This is a genomic window from Pantoea pleuroti (assembly GCF_014156615.1).
GTDB lineage: Bacteria > Pseudomonadota > Gammaproteobacteria > Enterobacterales > Enterobacteriaceae > Pantoea > Pantoea agglomerans.
Window position 1 is genome coordinate 482,369 of record NZ_SBFD01000003.1, and the last position, 15,770, is coordinate 498,138.

The 15,770-nt window shown below is 53.9% G+C and carries 14 protein-coding genes, 4 tRNA genes and 1 other RNA gene; 12 read left to right on the top strand and 7 right to left on the bottom strand.

Annotated features, from left to right (window positions below; translation table 11 throughout):
• Nucleotides 1-12 precede the first annotated feature (12 nt).
• Nucleotides 13-1,428 carry a glutamate--tRNA ligase gene (gene gltX / locus EPG66_RS09820; protein WP_039390859.1) on the bottom strand — a complete coding sequence of 472 codons (1,416 nt, stop codon included), beginning with the start codon at nucleotides 1,426-1,428 and terminating at the stop codon, nucleotides 13-15.
• A 271-nt stretch (nucleotides 1,429-1,699) separates the two neighbouring features.
• On the opposite strand from gltX, the gene EPG66_RS09825 reads away from it, so the two are divergent.
• The 6 genes from EPG66_RS09825 (at nucleotide 1,700) to EPG66_RS09850 (ending at nucleotide 3,105) form a co-directional block, all read left to right on the top strand.
• Nucleotides 1,700-1,775, top strand: a tRNA-Val gene (locus tag EPG66_RS09825).
• Nucleotides 1,776-1,816: 41 nt separating this feature from the next.
• Nucleotides 1,817-1,892 (top strand) — tRNA-Val (locus tag EPG66_RS09830).
• A gap of 34 nt (nucleotides 1,893-1,926) precedes the next feature.
• A tRNA-Val gene (locus EPG66_RS09835) sits at nucleotides 1,927-2,002 on the top strand.
• 34 nt (nucleotides 2,003-2,036) lie between these two features.
• Nucleotides 2,037-2,112: transfer RNA gene (locus EPG66_RS09840), tRNA-Lys, on the top strand.
• 43 nt (nucleotides 2,113-2,155) lie between these two features.
• A non-coding RNA gene (locus EPG66_RS09845) (RtT sRNA) lies at nucleotides 2,156-2,291 on the top strand.
• Between the two features lie 472 nt (nucleotides 2,292-2,763).
• The gene (locus EPG66_RS09850) at nucleotides 2,764-3,105 is read left to right on the top strand and encodes a FlxA-like family protein (protein WP_069026538.1); all 342 of its coding nucleotides are present in this window, start codon (nucleotides 2,764-2,766) and stop codon (nucleotides 3,103-3,105) included.
• Here EPG66_RS09850 and EPG66_RS09855 read toward each other — a convergent pair.
• A complete protein-coding gene (locus tag EPG66_RS09855; RefSeq protein WP_010259882.1) occupies nucleotides 3,102-4,022 on the bottom strand; it encodes a LysR family transcriptional regulator in 921 nt (306 codons plus the stop codon). The two genes, EPG66_RS09850 and EPG66_RS09855, sit on opposite strands and share 4 nt — an antisense overlap.
• Before the next feature lie 95 nt (nucleotides 4,023-4,117).
• On the opposite strand from EPG66_RS09855, the gene EPG66_RS09860 reads away from it, so the two are divergent.
• Nucleotides 4,118-5,128 (top strand): bile acid:sodium symporter family protein, encoded by a 1,011-nt coding sequence (locus EPG66_RS09860; RefSeq protein ID WP_031590532.1) that lies wholly within the window; start codon nucleotides 4,118-4,120, stop codon nucleotides 5,126-5,128.
• Between the two features lie 27 nt (nucleotides 5,129-5,155).
• Here the strand turns inward: EPG66_RS09860 and EPG66_RS09865 are convergent, their stop codons facing one another.
• From EPG66_RS09865 to zipA, 3 genes are all read right to left on the bottom strand, one after another.
• Entirely contained in the window at nucleotides 5,156-5,374 is a 219-nt protein-coding gene (locus EPG66_RS09865; RefSeq protein WP_003848878.1) for a DUF3820 family protein, read from the bottom strand.
• Nucleotides 5,367-7,394, bottom strand: a complete 2,028-nt coding sequence (ligA, locus tag EPG66_RS09870; protein WP_069025254.1) for an NAD-dependent DNA ligase LigA — start codon at nucleotides 7,392-7,394, stop codon at nucleotides 5,367-5,369. Before ligA ends, EPG66_RS09865 begins: the two co-directional genes overlap by 8 nt.
• 76 nt (nucleotides 7,395-7,470) lie before the next feature.
• On the bottom strand, nucleotides 7,471-8,469 hold the full coding sequence (gene zipA / locus EPG66_RS09875) for a cell division protein ZipA (RefSeq protein ID WP_022624162.1): 999 nt from the start codon (nucleotides 8,467-8,469) through the stop codon (nucleotides 7,471-7,473).
• A gap of 218 nt (nucleotides 8,470-8,687) precedes the next feature.
• Between zipA and cysZ the strand changes: the two genes are divergently transcribed.
• The 5 genes from cysZ (at nucleotide 8,688) to crr (ending at nucleotide 13,642) form a co-directional block, all read left to right on the top strand.
• Complete coding sequence (cysZ, locus tag EPG66_RS09880) at nucleotides 8,688-9,455, top strand: sulfate transporter CysZ (protein ID WP_182686666.1); 768 nt, start codon at nucleotides 8,688-8,690, stop codon at nucleotides 9,453-9,455.
• Nucleotides 9,456-9,596: 141 nt separating this feature from the next.
• Nucleotides 9,597-10,565 carry a cysteine synthase A gene (cysK, locus tag EPG66_RS09885; protein WP_182686668.1) on the top strand — a complete coding sequence of 323 codons (969 nt, stop codon included), beginning with the start codon at nucleotides 9,597-9,599 and terminating at the stop codon, nucleotides 10,563-10,565.
• A 387-nt stretch (nucleotides 10,566-10,952) separates the two neighbouring features.
• Nucleotides 10,953-11,210 (top strand): phosphocarrier protein Hpr, encoded by a 258-nt coding sequence (gene ptsH, locus EPG66_RS09890; protein ID WP_003848868.1) that lies wholly within the window; start codon nucleotides 10,953-10,955, stop codon nucleotides 11,208-11,210.
• Nucleotides 11,211-11,371: 161 nt separating this feature from the next.
• Nucleotides 11,372-13,099 (top strand): phosphoenolpyruvate-protein phosphotransferase PtsI, encoded by a 1,728-nt coding sequence (ptsI, locus tag EPG66_RS09895; protein WP_003848857.1) that lies wholly within the window; start codon nucleotides 11,372-11,374, stop codon nucleotides 13,097-13,099.
• Between the two features lie 42 nt (nucleotides 13,100-13,141).
• Nucleotides 13,142-13,642, top strand: a complete 501-nt coding sequence (gene crr / locus EPG66_RS09900) for a PTS glucose transporter subunit IIA (protein WP_010259911.1) — start codon at nucleotides 13,142-13,144, stop codon at nucleotides 13,640-13,642.
• A gap of 61 nt (nucleotides 13,643-13,703) precedes the next feature.
• Here the strand turns inward: crr and EPG66_RS09905 are convergent, their stop codons facing one another.
• Nucleotides 13,704-15,044 (bottom strand): ATP-binding protein, encoded by a 1,341-nt coding sequence (locus EPG66_RS09905; RefSeq protein WP_143991389.1) that lies wholly within the window; start codon nucleotides 15,042-15,044, stop codon nucleotides 13,704-13,706.
• On the bottom strand, nucleotides 15,041-15,721 hold the full coding sequence (locus EPG66_RS09910; RefSeq protein ID WP_010671364.1) for a response regulator transcription factor: 681 nt from the start codon (nucleotides 15,719-15,721) through the stop codon (nucleotides 15,041-15,043). Before EPG66_RS09910 ends, EPG66_RS09905 begins: the two co-directional genes overlap by 4 nt.
• Nucleotides 15,722-15,770 lie beyond the last annotated feature (49 nt).

Genomic DNA, 15,770 nt, shown 5'->3' on the forward strand with positions numbered 1-15,770 from the left:
CGGTTCTGTTTATTAAGCCTGTGCTTCCCGCTCGCTGATAAAGGCCAGCGCCTGCTCAATACGTGCAACGCTGCGGCTGCGGCCTATCGCTTCCACGGTGACATCCAGTCCGGGTGACTGACCGGCACCGGTCACGGCCACACGCAGCGGCATGCCTACTTTTCCCATCCCGACTTCCAGCTCATCTGCGGTGCTCTGAATAGCCTGATGAACGTTTTCAGCCGTCCACTCTTCTATCGCGGCCAGCTTATCGCGTACTACTTCCAGCGGCTGACGTGCTACCGGACGAAGATGTTTCTTCGCGGCATCGGCATCAAACTCTGCAAAGTCTTCATAGAAGTAGCGGCAGGATGCAGCCATCTCTTTCAGCGTTTTGCAGCGCTCGCCTAACAGAGCAACCAGCTTCGCCAGTTCCGGACCCGTGCGGGTATCGATTTTCTGCTCTTCAATATGCCACTGCAGATGTGTCGCCACATATTCTGGCGGCAGCGTATTGATGTAGTGGTGGTTCAGCCACTGCAGTTTCTCAGTGTTGAACGCACTGGCAGACTTACTGACCGCATCCAGGGTAAAGAGCTCAACCATTTCGGCCACACTGAAGATTTCCTGATCGCCATGTGACCAGCCCAGACGAACCAGGTAGTTGAGCAGCGCTTCTGGCAGGTAGCCATCATCACGATACTGCATCACCCCTACCGCGCCATGACGCTTGGAGAGCTTTTTGCCATCATCACCCAGGATCATTGAGACGTGGGCATAGACCGGAACCTGCGCGCCAATCGCTTTGAGGATGTTGATCTGACGTGGCGTGTTGTTAATGTGGTCTTCACCGCGAATCACATGGGTGATGCCCATATCCCAGTCATCCACGACGACGCAGAAGTTGTAGGTTGGCGAACCATCGGTGCGGCGGATGATCAGGTCATCCAGCTCCTGGTTGCTGAACTCAATCGGGCCACGGATCTGGTCGTCAAAGATGACCGAACCTTCCTGCGGATTGCGGAAACGCACAACGCACGGCTCATCATCTGCATGATGTTCATGGCTGTCACGGCAGCGGCCGTCATAACGCGGCTTTTCGTTGTTGGCCATCTGCTCTTCACGCAGCGCTTCCAGACGTTCTTTAGAGCAGTAGCATTTATAGGCGGTGCCCGCTTCCAGCATTTCATCAATGACCGCGTTGTAACGATCAAAACGTTTTGTCTGGTAGTAAGGGCCTTCATTCCAGTCGAGGCTCAGCCAGTTCATGCCATCCATGATGGCTTCGATAGCTTCCGGCGTGGAGCGCTCCAGATCGGTATCTTCAATGCGCAGCACGAACTCGCCCTGGTTGTGACGGGCAAAGAGCCAGGAGTAAAGTGCGGTACGAGCGCCACCTACATGCAGATAGCCAGTCGGGCTGGGCGCGAAGCGTGTTTTGATTTTCATTGAGTATTGCCTTAGATGCGCGGGTTCTCTGTCTGGATGACAAAAAACAGGTTAGACGCGAAAAACAGTGGGCACATTCTAGCATCTGACGGTGAATCCTCAATGCATGCCCGCCGGTTGCCGTCCGGGAAAAGAGGCTTTTCTGCCAGTAAAACCAGCACATTGGCTAAAAGCGCGACAGGGTGTTTAAAAATAAACCGAACGCACATTTATGTTTTAAAAAGCGTTGACTCAAAATCAACTATCCCTATAATGCGACTCCACACAGCGGGGGTGATTAGCTCAGTTGGTAGAGCATCTCCCTTACAAGGAGGGGGTCGGCGGTTCGAACCCGTCATCACCCACCACTCTTAACAGCGTGGCCCGCAGTGAACAGGTATGAAGATATGGGTGATTAGCTCAGTTGGTAGAGCATCTCCCTTACAAGGAGGGGGTCGGCGGTTCGAACCCGTCATCACCCACCATATCTAGCCTGTGAGTAGTACTGAAGTACGAAGTGGGTGATTAGCTCAGTTGGTAGAGCATCTCCCTTACAAGGAGGGGGTCGGCGGTTCGAACCCGTCATCACCCACCATATCTAGCCTGTGAGTAGTACTGAAGTACGAAGTGGGTGATTAGCTCAGTTGGTAGAGCAGTTGACTTTTAATCAATTGGTCGCAGGTTCGAATCCTGCACGACCCACCAATTCAGAAAAAAGCGCCTTTAAGGCGCTTTTTTCGTTTCCGGGGCACGGACTTTACCGTGCAGGGTGAGAACCTGCTGCAGGTTCGACTGAATCGCCGGGAGCGATTCAGGCTGATGCGACAGCATCACCCGCAGGGCGAGGCCCACGACGGGCCGAGGCTATCCTGCACGACCCACCAATTCAGAATAAAGCGCCTTTATGGCGCTTTTTTCGTTTCTGCTGCGCTGACTTAACCATGCTTAAAGCTGAACTGACCTTTTCTGCGACTTCAGGCTTTAAACAGTGTGCTGGCTCAGGGTGCACAGGCCTTTCGCAAAGACGCAAAACCGCCTTCCATGACAGGCACAGCGCGGGCGATTACGCACCTCATCCCTGAGGTGCGCCCGCAGACGGGCCAACGCTTTGCGTTGTTCAAAAACGCTCCCGGCGTTTTTGTCCCTGTCCCGCGATGCTTTGCTACAGGCCTGTGCTCCCCTCGCTTTAAGCTTATCTGCTCTCTTTTAGCCCTTTTTGGTGCCTGTTTTTTTCTGCTGCACTGACATTGGCTTAACAGATAAGCTCTCGCCTTTTCGCAACCTTAACAATTTCAGCTCTCAAGTCGTTTCACAGCGTGCCGATAACGTATCTGACAACTTACAGGGAGAAAAATGATGTCTTCAATTTCCGGAATTCTAAGCAGTGCAGTCAGTGGCGGTGACAGCGGTGGCGGCAGTGTTGCCTCGCAGGTCGCGGCACTGAATAAACAGATTCAGAACGTCTTAACGCAAGTCAAGGAACTGGCCGACAACAAAGAACTGACTGACGAACAGAAGTCTGAAATGCAGCAGATGTATCAGTCACAAATCACCATGCTGCAGGCACAGATTGCTCAGCTGGAACAGAAGCAGGCCGAGCAGGATCAGCCAAAGAGTGACAGCTCGCCTGTCAGTGAGAGCAAAGCGGACGGGATTAACCGCCCTACCGACACCAACAAAATTGACGTCTACATCTAAAATGCGGGCCTGGCCTCGCGTTGTTGCGCCAGCAGCGTCGCCTGCTGGCGCACCTCCTGCCAGATCGCTTCGGCAGCAGGCGTCAGCGAGCGGTTTTTACGCTTAATCAGCGTGAGGCTGCGATTGATTTCAGGATATAGACGCCGCACCGTTAATGCGCGATCCGCCGGTAACGGTAACGCCAGCGCGGGCAGAATACTAATGCCGATCCCCACCTGTACCATCGGGAACAGCGTAGCGGGATGACCAATCTCCTGAACGACTTCAGCCCTGATATTCTGCTGCTGCATCGCCGCATCAATGAGGACCCGACTGCCCGAAGCATAGTCCTGAAGCACCATGGTGCGGCCATCCAGCATTGACCATTCTGCCCTTTCCACCTGCGCCAGCGGATCATCATCACGGCATAGCAGCAGGAAAGGCTCATCCAGAATCGCGATGCTGTCAAAATCGCTGTCGCTGAGTGGCCCAATCACAATCCCGAAATCGACTTCGGCGTTACGCACACTTTGCAGCACCCACTGCTGGGCACGATCGTGCAGTATCACTTTGATGTCAGGAAAGTGCTGCTGGCTGGCGGCCAGACATTGCGGCATCAGATGAGCGGAAATGGTCTGGCTGGCTGCCACTCTGACGGTACCACTGCGCTGTTCGCCAAAACTGCGGATATCCAGCAGCGTGGTATGAATCTCCTCCAGCAGGCGCTCCATGCGTGACGCCAGCTGTTTTCCCGCTTCAGTCAGCATCACCTCCCGGGTGGTTCGATCCAGCAACCGTACGCCGGTTTCCGCTTCCAGCTCTTTAATACTGTGGCTGACCGCCGACTGACTCAGACCTATCGCCTGCCCCGCCTGGCTGAATCCGCCATAGTGTGCCACCGCAATAAAGGTTCGTAGCTGACGCAGGGTATAATTCATCGATTCTGCTCATAGATTAATTCAATAAATCAATTTTATTTCTAAACAGGTTTCACGCACAATCGCGCTATTGAAAAATTTACCGGAATTTAACAATGGGATTTTTAAAACTCGATCCGATGATGATTAAACTCATCATCACCGTGCTGCTGGCCTCTTTCCTGCCAGCCAGAGGGATCTACGTTGATATATTCAGCTATCTCGCGACGGCAGCGATAGCACTGCTGTTCTTTATGCATGGTGCCAAGCTGTCGCGTGAAAAGATCATCTCAGGCAGCAGTCACTGGCGGTTGCATCTGTGGATTATGTTCAGCACCTTTGTGCTGTTTCCGGTGCTGGGTCTGTTGCTGGTCTGGTGGCATCCGGTTAATGTCGGCCCGGAAATTTATACCGGCTTTATCTACCTCTGTATCCTGCCTGCGACCGTGCAGTCCGCTATCGCGTTTACCTCCATGGCGGGCGGTAACGTCGCGGCAGCGGTATGCAGCGCCTCTGCATCAAGCCTGCTGGGTGTGTTTATTTCGCCGTTGCTGGTGAACCTGGTGATGGATATTCACAGCAGCGCGCCCAGCGATGGACTGGAGCAGATCGGGAAGATTATGCTGCAACTGATGGTGCCTTTCGTGCTGGGACACCTCTCACGGCGCTGGATCGGTGGCTGGGTTGAGAAGCACCGCAGCCTGATTGGCAAAACCGACCAGACCTCCATTCTGCTGGTGGTTTACTCTGCCTTCAGTGAAGCGGTGGTTAACGGCATCTGGCATCGCGTTGGGTTGATTACGCTGCTGTGGATTGTGGCAGGCTCAATCATCCTGCTGACCGCTGTGCTGATTATCAACCTGCTGGCCTCGCGCCTGTTCCGCTTTAAACGCGCCGATGAGATTGTGGTGCTGTTTTGTGGTTCGAAGAAGAGTCTGGCGAATGGCGTGCCGATGGCGAATATCCTGTTCCCGGCCAGTACCGTGGGGATTATTGTGCTGCCGCTGATGATTTTCCATCAGGTACAGCTGATGGTCTGTTCATTTATTGCCGGACGTTATAAGAAGACCAATGAGAAGCAGCAGGCTGTGCAGGTCAAAGATTCGGTGATGGAGTCTCAGAAATAGATCGGCTGCCCGCCAGCGCGGGCAGCGTTACTTGCGGGTCTGAAGCGGTTTAACTAACCCTTCCAGACCCTCAATTTTTATTGTCAGGGTGAGTTGCATGAGATCGCCCAGCAGACCAGACGGAAAGTCCCCACTGCGGGCAAACCACAGCAGATAAGGCTCAGGCAGATCGATCAGCATCCGCCCCTTATATTTGCCAAACGGCATAGGCGTATTAGCTATCGCCACCAACTGATGTTCATCCATCTGAGGCTCCCAGCAGGCGGATCATTTCCGCTTCATCAATCACTTCGATGCCAAGCTCCGCTGCTTTCGCCAGCTTTGAACCGGCCGCTTCACCGGCAATCAGCAAATCGGTTTTCTTCGAGACACTGCCGCTGACTTTTGCGCCCAGTGCGATCAGCTGCGCTTTGGCATCATCGCGGTTCATCTGCGACAGGGAGCCGGTCAGCACCACCGTTTTACCGGCGAACGGACTGTCGATCTCTTCGGCTCTCACCACCACCACCTGCGGCCAGTGAATGCCGATATCTTCGACCAGCTGGCGGATAACCTCACGGTTGCTCTCCTCTTCCATGAAGTTGCGCACGTGTGCCGCAACGACTTTGCCGACATCCGGCACCGCAATCAGCGCCTCAAGATCGGCATCCATAACCTTCTGCAATTCACCAAAATGGTTAGCCAGATTGGCAGCGGTGGCTTCACCCACTTCACGAATGCCCAGTGCATAGAGGAATCGCGCCAGCGTAGTCGATTTCGCTTTCTCCAGCGCGTCGACAACGTTTTGTGCCGATTTCGGCCCCATGCGATCCAGTCCGGTCAGTTTGCCCGCCGTGAGACGGAACAGATCCGCAGGTGTGTTGACGTACTCTTTCTCTACCAGCTGGTCGATAATCTTATCGCCCATGCCATCAACATCCAGCGCCCGGCGCGAGACAAAATGCTTCAGCGCCTCTTTGCGTTGAGCACCGCAGATTAAACCGCCCGTGCAGCGCGTAACCGATTCCCCTTCGACCCGTTCTACTTCGGAACCACAGACCGGACAGTGTGCCGGGAACAGGACTTCACGCGTCTGTTCAGGGCGCTCGGCCATCACCACGTTGACCACCTGCGGAATCACATCACCGGCGCGGCGAATGACGACCCGATCCCCGATGCGTAATCCCAGCCGCTCGATTTCATCCGCGTTATGCAGCGTGGCATTGCTGACGATAACGCCCGCGACCTGCACCGGCTCCAGGCGAGCCACCGGTGTGATAGCCCCGGTGCGGCCAACCTGAAATTCGACGTCCCGCACCCAGGTCAGTTGTTCCTGTGCCGGAAATTTAAAAGCAATCGCCCAGCGCGGTGCACGCGCCACAAAGCCCAGCTTTTCCTGCAGTTCCTGTGAATCGACTTTGATCACCACGCCATCAATATCAAAACCCAGATTCGGACGCTGTTGTTCAATATCACGATAGAAGGCCAGGGCTTCTTCTGCGTTGTGCACCAGCTTAATGCGGTCGCTGACAGGCAGGCCCCAGGCTTTAAACTGTTGCAGACGCCCCATGTGACTGTGCGGCATCTCACCGCCTTCCAGCAGGCCAAAACCGTAGCAGAAGAAGGTCAGCGGACGTTTGGCGGTAATGCGCGGATCCAGCTGACGCAGAGAACCGGCTGCTGCATTGCGCGGATTAGCAAAGACTTTGCCATCAGTCCGGCGTGCTTCCTCATTCAGCTTTTCAAAGCCGCGCTGCGTCATAAATATTTCGCCACGCACTTCCAGCCGTGCCGGAATGTTGTCGCCTTTAAGCCGCAGCGGGATAGCGCGAATGGTGCGGACATTGGCTGTAATGTTCTCGCCGGTTGTGCCGTCACCGCGCGTTGCGGCCCGGACCAGCAGACCATTTTCATACATCAGGCTGACCGCAGCGCCATCAAGCTTGAGTTCACAGCAGTAGGTAATGTCGTCACTGCTTTTCAGCCGATCCTGCACCCGCTTGTTGAAGGCCATAAACGTGGCTTCATCAAAGGCGTTATCCAGCGACAGCATCGGGACTTCATGGCGCACCTGCTCGAAGACCGTCAGCGGCGCGGCACCCACGCGTTGTGTCGGCGAGTCCGGCGTAATGAGATCCGGGTGCTCCTCTTCCAGCTGACGCAGTTCACGCATCAGACGATCGTATTCAGCATCCGGCACTTCCGGCGCATCCATAACGTGATAGAGATATTCATGATGGCGCAACGTGGTGCGCAGTTCGGTGATGTGATCCTGGACGGATTTCATAAAGCCCCATCAGATAAAAAACCCCCGACAGGCGGGGGTTTGTTTTTAACAATTCAGATAGCGTTTAGCGCCGGTCTCAGACGCCAACCACATCGCGGATACGCGCTTTGTAAGTTTCCAGCTTCTGTGGGGTCATCATGCGACGCTCATCATCCAGCACCACGCCACCCACATCATCAGCGATACGCTGAGCCGACTGCAGCATCAGCTTGAAGTTCTGATTCGCATCGCCATAAGAAGGCACCATCATAAAGATAGAGATGCCAGGCGTGCTGAAATCGGTCATCAGATCAGGATTGAACGAGCCCGGCTTAACCATATTGGCCAGACTGAACAATACCGGGCCGCTGCCAGCCGGACTGAGATGACGATGGAAAATGTTCATTTCACCAAACTGGAAGCCCGCCTGGAGAATACCCTGCAGTAGTGCCTCACCGTTCAGTTCACCGCCCGAATGTGCGGCAACATGCAGCACCAGTACCGCTTCTTTCGGTTTTTCCGCTGGCGCTTTAGCAGCAGGCTGTGCCGGCGCGGGCGCCGGTGTCACTTCAGGCTGCGGCTCAGGTTCTGCCTGGTACTGCGGTGCTGGCTGTACAGATTCCAGCGGGTCGAGATCCAGCAGCGGGTCGGCCTGAACCGGCGGCGCGACAAAAGTGGGTGCGGGCTGCTGACGAACCGGTTCAGGGCGCGACTGCGGAGCAGGCTGCGGTGCCGTGTTAAAAAGCGGGTCGCTTTCAGGTTCGGGTTGCGGTGCGGGTCGTGGCGCAGGCTGACGCACAGGCTCAGCGGGCGCAGGCTTACGCGGCGCTTCTGGCTGTGGCTCGCGAATCTCATCGAAACGCGGTTCCTGATGTACGTTGCGATCAGAACGAACGCGAACCTCGCCGACGCCATCATCCTCGTCGTCAATCAGGTCCTGCTCATCATTTTCATCACGTTGTTTTAGACGTTTGTGCGGGCGATCGCGGAACACTGACGAACGCTCTTTACGGCTGGTCCACAGCCCGTGAAGAAGGAGCGCTATAATGGCGATCGCGCCAACAACGATTAATATCAGACGCAAATCCTGCATCATTGTATTCTCTGTTGTTCCAATACCTTGCCACCGCGGCAAACTTTATCCTCTAACTGTATTTGCCCTGCTACACAAGTGCAAGTCTGTGCACTATTTTCTGACAAATAAGATAGGCAACCCACGCTTTTTCGCTGTTTTTTTACCCAAACGGCACCTGGCCTGGAGAAAAAGCCAGGTTATAGTGGGCGCGCCTTAACATCTTCAGGAGAACTGGCTTTATGGCCCGTGAGAATTCCGTCTTAAATTTTAACGGCATGCACTACTTTAGCCAGGGCTGGAAACTGGTACGTCTGCCTGGTATTCGCCGCTTTGTGGTGATGCCGTTGCTGATCAATATTGTGATGCTGGGTGGCGCTTTTATCTGGCTTTTCTATCGTCTCGGTGACTGGATCCCGCGTCTGATGGCCCATATTCCGGACTGGCTGCAGTGGCTGAGCTATCTGTTATGGCCGCTGTCGGTGATTGCGATTGTGCTGGTGTTTAGCTACTTCTTTTCGACCCTGGCAAACTTAATTGCCGCTCCGTTTTGCGGCTTGCTGGCCGAGCAACTGGAAGGCCGCCTGACAGGCAAGCCCCTGCCGGACAGCGGCTGGGCTGGGATGATTAAGGATGTGCCGCGCATCATGAAGCGCGAGTTGCAAAAACTGGGTTATTACCTGCCACGCGCTCTGGGTCTGCTGCTGCTCTATTTTATTCCTGGTTTTGGCCAGACCGTTGCGCCAGTGCTGTGGTTCCTGTTCAGCGCCTGGATGTTGTCCATCCAGTATTGCGACTACCCGTTCGATAACCATAAAGTGCCTTTTCAGCAGATGCGCAACGCCCTGCGTCAGCACAAAACGGCCAATATGCAGTTTGGCGCGCTAATCAGTCTGTTCACCATGATTCCGGTTCTGAACCTCGTGATCATGCCGGTTGCCGTCTGCGGTGCCACCGCCATGTGGGTCGATCGCTACCGGCCACAGCTGGCACGCAGTGAAGTGCGCTAAAATTATCAGCGCGCCTTATGCTCTTTTCAGCAGGGCTTATTGCCGGGTGACATATAGATATGCGATTTCTTTCCTTCCGCCCCCAGGCAGAACAGGTATGCTCATAGGGTTCCCAATAATTCATACAGTTAAGGACAGGCTATGAGTAAGATCTATGAAGACAACTCTTTGACAATTGGTCATACGCCATTGGTTCGACTGAACCGCATCGGTAACGGCCGCATCCTTGCGAAAGTTGAATCCCGTAACCCGAGCTTCAGCGTAAAATGCCGTATCGGTGCCAATATGATTTGGGACGCAGAAAAACGCGGTATTCTGAAACCGGGTGTTGAACTGGTGGAACCGACCAGCGGCAACACCGGTATTGCTCTGGCCTATGTCGCCGCAGCGCGCGGTTATAAATTAACGCTGACGATGCCAGAAACCATGTCAGTGGAACGCCGTAAGCTGCTGAAGGCGCTGGGCGCGACGCTGATATTGACCGAGGGTGCCAAAGGCATGAAAGGTGCCATCAGCAAAGCTGAAGAGGTTGTTGCCAGCAATCCGGATAAATATGTGCTGCTGCAGCAATTCAGCAACCCGGCCAACCCGGAAATCCATGAAAAGACCACCGGCCCGGAAATCTGGGAAGACACGGACGGCGAAGTGGATGTCTTTATTGCCGGTGTCGGCACCGGCGGTACGCTGACCGGCGTGAGCCGCTACATCAAAAAAACCAAAGGCAAAAAAGATCTGATTACCGTCGCGGTTGAGCCGACCGATTCACCGGTGATTGCTCAGGCGCTGGCGGGCGATGAGATCAAGCCCGGCCCACACAAAATTCAGGGTATTGGCGCAGGCTTTATTCCGGGCAACCTTGAGCTGAATCTGGTGGACCGCGTTGTGGCAATCACCAATGAAGAAGCGATCAGTACGGCGCGTCGGCTGATGGAAGAGGAAGGTATTCTGGCCGGTATCTCATCCGGTGCTGCCGTTGCCGCGGCGCTGAAGCTGCAGGAAGATGAAGCCTTCTCCAACAAAAATATTGTGGTGATCCTCCCCTCCTCCGGTGAACGCTATCTGAGTACCGCCTTGTTTGCCGATCTCTTCACTGAAAAAGAGCTTCAGTAGCAGAGGCCGATAGTCCGAAAATGGAGAAAAAAGCACCCAATCGGGTGCTTTTTTGTGGTGCAGATCTCACTTTCATCACCCGGCAGATTGATTTCAGTGACGCCGCTCTGTTATTTAGACTGCCAATTATTTCGATGCCTGAAATTAATCCGCGTTTGAAGTGGATCAAGCTGAATCGATTTACAGATTCAGTGAAACGGCGAATCACGGCATAATTAACCGGTGACGTGTAGAATCGGTTTTGAGACGCAACGGACTGTAGATTTGACGCATGCGCGTCTTTGGTCAGCATGAAGCTATACCCGCGCACCTACACAGGCTAAAGTAAAGGCTCCAGGCTAGACTTTAGATCCATAACACTCATCCTGATAACGTTGGGGAAATAGAATGTTCCAGCAAGAAGTTACCATTACTGCACCAAACGGTCTGCACACTCGCCCAGCTGCGCAATTCGTTAAAGAAGCCAAAGCTTTCCAGTCAGAAATTACCGTGACCTCTAACGGTAAATCAGCGAGCGCGAAGAGCCTGTTCAAGCTGCAGACACTGGGTTTAACCCAGGGTACTGTTGTGACCCTTTCCGCGGAAGGTGAAGACGAGCAGAAAGCAGTTGAGCATCTGGTCAAACTGATGGCTGAACTGGAGTAATCTCCGCTCAGCTCTCCAGCAAATCGACTCCTCTGCGCCATTGAGTGCAAACATCTTGATCGCGGACAACCTGTCCGCGTTATTGCTTTCGTAGAGTACGTGTCCCGCGACAATGGCACCGCACAGAGTCCCATCAGCCATCGTGATTAAAAGGTAGCGTTATGATTTCAGGCATTTTAGCATCACCAGGTATCGCTTTCGGCAAAGCACTGCTGCTGAAAGAAGACGAGATCGTCATCAACCGCAAGAAAATTTCTGATGACCAGGTTGAGCAGGAAGTCCAGCGCTTCCTCGATGGCCGCAGCAAAGCGGCATTACAACTGGAAGCGATTCGCGTCAAAGCGGGTGAAACCCTCGGTGAAGAGAAAGCAGCAATCTTCGAAGGCCACATTATGTTGCTGGAAGATGAAGAGCTGGAGCAGGAAATCATCGACCTGATCAAAAAAGATCACGCTTCTGCCGATGCTGCTGCTTACTCGGTCATCGATGGCCAGGCGAAAGCACTGGAGGAGTTAGATGACGAATATCTGAAAGAGCGTGCGGCTGACGTACGTGACATCGGTAAGCGACTGCTGCAAAACATCCTCGGTCTGCATATCGTTGACCTGAGCGCTATTCCGGACGAATCCATTCTGGTGGCAAAAGATTTAACGCCGTCAGAAACCGCACAGCTGAACCTGAAGAAGGTGCTGGGCTTTATCACCGATCTGGGTGGCCGTACCTCACATACCTCAATCATGGCGCGCTCGCTGGAGATCCCAGCCATTGTCGGTACCGGCAATGTGACCGTCACGGTTAAAAATGGCGATTTCCTGATTCTGGATGGCGTTAACAATGCGATTCACGTCAATCCTTCAGAAGCGATTCAGGAAGAGCTGAAAGCCGTACAGAACCAGTATCTGTCGGAAAAACATGAATTAGCCAAGCTGAAAGATCTGCCAGCCGTTACGCTGGATGGTCATCAGGTTGAAGTCTGCGCCAACATCGGTACTGTACGCGATATCGCCGGTGCTGAACGTAACGGCGCTGAAGGCGTGGGTCTCTACCGCACCGAATTCCTGTTCATGGATCGTGACTCACTGCCAAGCGAAGAAGAGCAGTTCCAGGCGTACAAAGCCGTCGCAGAAGCCATGGGTTCACAGGCCGTTATCGTGCGTACCATGGACATCGGCGGCGACAAAGACCTGCCTTACATGAACCTGCCAAAAGAAGAGAACCCGTTCCTCGGCTGGCGCGCTATCCGTATCGCCATGGACCGCAAAGAGATTCTGCATGCGCAGCTGCGTGCGATCCTGCGCGCCTCCTCTTTCGGTAAACTGCGCATCATGTTCCCGATGATTATTTCGGTTGAAGAAGTACGCAGCCTGAAAGCGGAACTGGAGCTGCTGAAAGCGCAGTTGCGTGAAGAAGGTAAAGCCTTTGATGAGAGCATCGAAGTCGGCATCATGGTGGAAACCCCGGCTTCAGCCGTGATTGCTCATCATCTGGCGAAGGAAGTCGACTTCTTCAGTATTGGGACAAACGATCTGACGCAGTATACTCTGGCGGTCGATCGTGGTAATGATTTGATCTCGCACCTGTACAACCCAATGACGCCGTCTGTGCTTAACTTAATCAAGCAAGTCATTGATGCATCTCACGCTGAAGGTAAATGGACCGGCATGTGTGGTGAGCTGGCAGGTGATGAACGTGCTACACTACTGTTACTGGGAATGGGGCTGGACGAGTTCAGCATGAGTGCCATTTCTATCCCTGGCATCAAGAAAATCATTCGTAATACTAATTTTGAAGATGCGAAGGCATTGGCGGAGCAGGCACTGGCTCAACCGACAGCGGAAGATTTAATGAACCTGGTAAACAAGTTCATTAAGGAAAAAACGCTCTGCTAATCTGCATGATGCTGGCCCCAAATTACTGCTTAGGAGAAGATCATGGGTTTGTTTTCTAAACTTTTTGGCGAAAAAACGGATAGCGCTGGGACAATTGACATCGTAGCGCCTCTGTCAGGCGAAATCGTCAACATTGAAGACGTACCAGATGTGGTGTTTGCAGAAAAAATCGTGGGCGACGGTATTGCGATCAAGCCCAGCGGCAACAAAATGGTTGCCCCTGTTGATGGCACTATCGGTAAGATTTTTGAAACCAATCACGCTTTTTCGATCGAATCAGACAATGGCATTGAGCTGTTCGTCCACTTCGGTATCGATACGGTTGAACTGAAAGGTGAAGGCTTCAAACGCATCGCTGAAGAAGGCCAGAAGGTCAAAAAAGGCGACGTGGTTATCGAGTTCGACCTGCCGTTGCTGGAAGAGAAAGCGAAATCAACCCTGACACCGGTTGTCATCTCCAATATGGATGAAATCAAGGAATTGATTAAGCTGACTGGCCAGGTCACCGTCGGCGAAACGCCGGTGATTCGCATCAGAAAGTAAGCATTCGTTCATAACATAACGGCACCCGCGGGTGCCGTTATCGTTTCTGCTGTATACCTGTTCAGGGCTGCCAGTGCGGCAGACGCAGCGTCAGTTCCAGTCCGCCTTCTGGCCGGTTTCTTGCCTCGACCTCACCATGATGCGCCAGCACCACCTTGCGCACGATAGCCAGCCCCAGACCATAACCTTTGCCCATCAGCGGCGAATTAACCCGAACAAACGGGTCAAAGATGCTGGAGAGTTTCTCCTCATCGACTCCTGGCCCCTGATCGCGCACCTGAATCACCAGCCACTGCTGTTCTGCGTGCAGATGAACATCAATCCGCTGCCCTGGCAGAGAGAAGCGTAGTGCGTTGCGTAACACATTCTCTGCTCCGCGCCGTATCAGCTCTGCATTGCCCCGCACGGTGTAATCAGCCCGATCGTCGACCTGCAACTCTACCTGCACGCCAGGGATCTGCGCTTCATAACGGACATCGGTAATAACCGCCTGCAGCAAGCCGGTCAGATCAAAATATTGCTCATCCGGGATGCTTTCATGCTCAGCCCGCGATAGTGTAAGTAGTTCACCGATCATCTTGTCCAGCCGACGCGCCTCTTCATCAATGCGATCAAGCGAACTGTTCACACTTTCTGGCGTCTGTCTGGCCAGCCCGGTCGCCAGCTGCAGTCGGGCCAGCGGTGAACGAAGCTCATGTGAGATATCATGCAACAGTTCTTCACGGGCGCGCACCAGGGTATCGAGCCGCTCGACCATGGCGTCAAAGGCTTCAGCGACGTTTGAGATCTCGTCGTGGCGCTTACGCATGATCGGAAACAGCCGCACGCTTAAATCGCCCTCAGCCACGCGGGAAAATCCTTCCCGCAGCTGACGCATAGGTCGCGTCAGATTCCAGGCCAGCAGCAGACTGAACAGCAATCCCACCGAGCCGGCGAAGACAAACATCGGCTCAGGAATATTCAGAAATTTGCGCGGCATCATGTTCAGCGTGCTGTCTTTACGCATCCCATCCAGGTCGTAGCGCAGCTGATAGGCTTTGCCATCCGCGCCACGAACCCAGCGCACCACCTCTTCAGGAAAGCGCCCTCTGATATCCATGTTGCCGCTGTTTTCTGATTGCGACGGTTTTGTCTGTTGGGTGACGTGGAAGAACTGCCGATCGCTGTTATCCCAGTCTGACAGCATCGCATTCAGCGCATCAGGCCCGCCCCGCTCCAGCACGGACGCGGCGGAGGTCATCTGCAGATCCACAATACGACGGATAGCCACGAGTTCAGGCGGTTCATGCCGTTTACCGGAGAGCGTAAAGCCGAGCCAGATAAGCTGGCTCATGATGACAAAAACGATCCAGAAGCCGATAAAGATCTTCCAGAACATGCGTCCACGGTAACTCTGTTTCATCGAATACGGTAACCGATGCTGCGAACGGTTTCGATGTTGATGCTGTCAGCGGTTAATGCACTGAGCTTCTGACGAATGTTACTGATATGTACATCAACGCTGCGGTCATAGGCTTCACGCGGACGACCGAGTCCCTTTTCAGAGAGCTCATCTTTTGACACCACTCTGTCCGGCGCACGCAGCAGCAGATCCAGCAGATTAAATTCCGACGCCGTCAGATCAAAGGTTTTACCCTGCCATTCGCTGATGCGGGTGGCGGGATTAAGCATCAGCTCCCCCCAGCGCAGCGGCTCTCTGGCATCTGGCTGCGGTGCCTGCTCTTCGAAACGGCGTAATACGGCGCGCAGTCGCGCCACCAGCTCACGGGGATAGCAGGGCTTGGGCATATAGTCATCCGCGCCCATTTCCAGACCGATCACGCGATCAATATTATCGCCTTTGGCGGTGAGCATAATCACCGGTATCCGGCTGTTCTGGCGCACCTGACGCAACACATCAATGCCGCTCATGTCGGGCAGCATAATGTCCAGAATCATGGCGGTGAACTCTCCCGATAACGCGCCCTGCACGCCAGCGCTGCCGGTCAGAACCAGCTGAGCATCAAACCCTTCCCCGATCAGGTACTGGCTTAACATCGTGCCTAATTCAACATCATCATCAACAAGCAAAATTTTCATGGTTATCTCTCTGGAGAATTGCCGCTATTTTGTCCTGTGCTAAACATTC

Excerpts from the sequence above, each read along its gene's own strand:
- gltX (WP_039390859.1), bottom strand. The coding sequence starts at position 1,428 with ATGAAAATCAAAACACGCTTCGCGCCCAGCCCGACTGGCTATCTGCAT.
- EPG66_RS09850 (WP_069026538.1), top strand. The coding sequence starts at position 2,764 with ATGTCTTCAATTTCCGGAATTCTAAGCAGTGCAGTCAGTGGCGGTGAC.
- EPG66_RS09855 (WP_010259882.1), bottom strand. The coding sequence starts at position 4,022 with ATGAATTATACCCTGCGTCAGCTACGAACCTTTATTGCGGTGGCACAC.
- EPG66_RS09860 (WP_031590532.1), top strand. The coding sequence starts at position 4,118 with ATGGGATTTTTAAAACTCGATCCGATGATGATTAAACTCATCATCACC.
- EPG66_RS09865 (WP_003848878.1), bottom strand. The coding sequence starts at position 5,374 with ATGGATGAACATCAGTTGGTGGCGATAGCTAATACGCCTATGCCGTTT.
- ligA (WP_069025254.1), bottom strand. The coding sequence starts at position 7,394 with ATGAAATCCGTCCAGGATCACATCACCGAACTGCGCACCACGTTGCGC.
- zipA (WP_022624162.1), bottom strand. The coding sequence starts at position 8,469 with ATGATGCAGGATTTGCGTCTGATATTAATCGTTGTTGGCGCGATCGCC.
- cysZ (WP_182686666.1), top strand. The coding sequence starts at position 8,688 with ATGGCCCGTGAGAATTCCGTCTTAAATTTTAACGGCATGCACTACTTT.
- cysK (WP_182686668.1), top strand. The coding sequence starts at position 9,597 with ATGAGTAAGATCTATGAAGACAACTCTTTGACAATTGGTCATACGCCA.
- ptsH (WP_003848868.1), top strand. The coding sequence starts at position 10,953 with ATGTTCCAGCAAGAAGTTACCATTACTGCACCAAACGGTCTGCACACT.
- ptsI (WP_003848857.1), top strand. The coding sequence starts at position 11,372 with ATGATTTCAGGCATTTTAGCATCACCAGGTATCGCTTTCGGCAAAGCA.
- crr (WP_010259911.1), top strand. The coding sequence starts at position 13,142 with ATGGGTTTGTTTTCTAAACTTTTTGGCGAAAAAACGGATAGCGCTGGG.
- EPG66_RS09905 (WP_143991389.1), bottom strand. The coding sequence starts at position 15,044 with ATGAAACAGAGTTACCGTGGACGCATGTTCTGGAAGATCTTTATCGGC.
- EPG66_RS09910 (WP_010671364.1), bottom strand. The coding sequence starts at position 15,721 with ATGAAAATTTTGCTTGTTGATGATGATGTTGAATTAGGCACGATGTTA.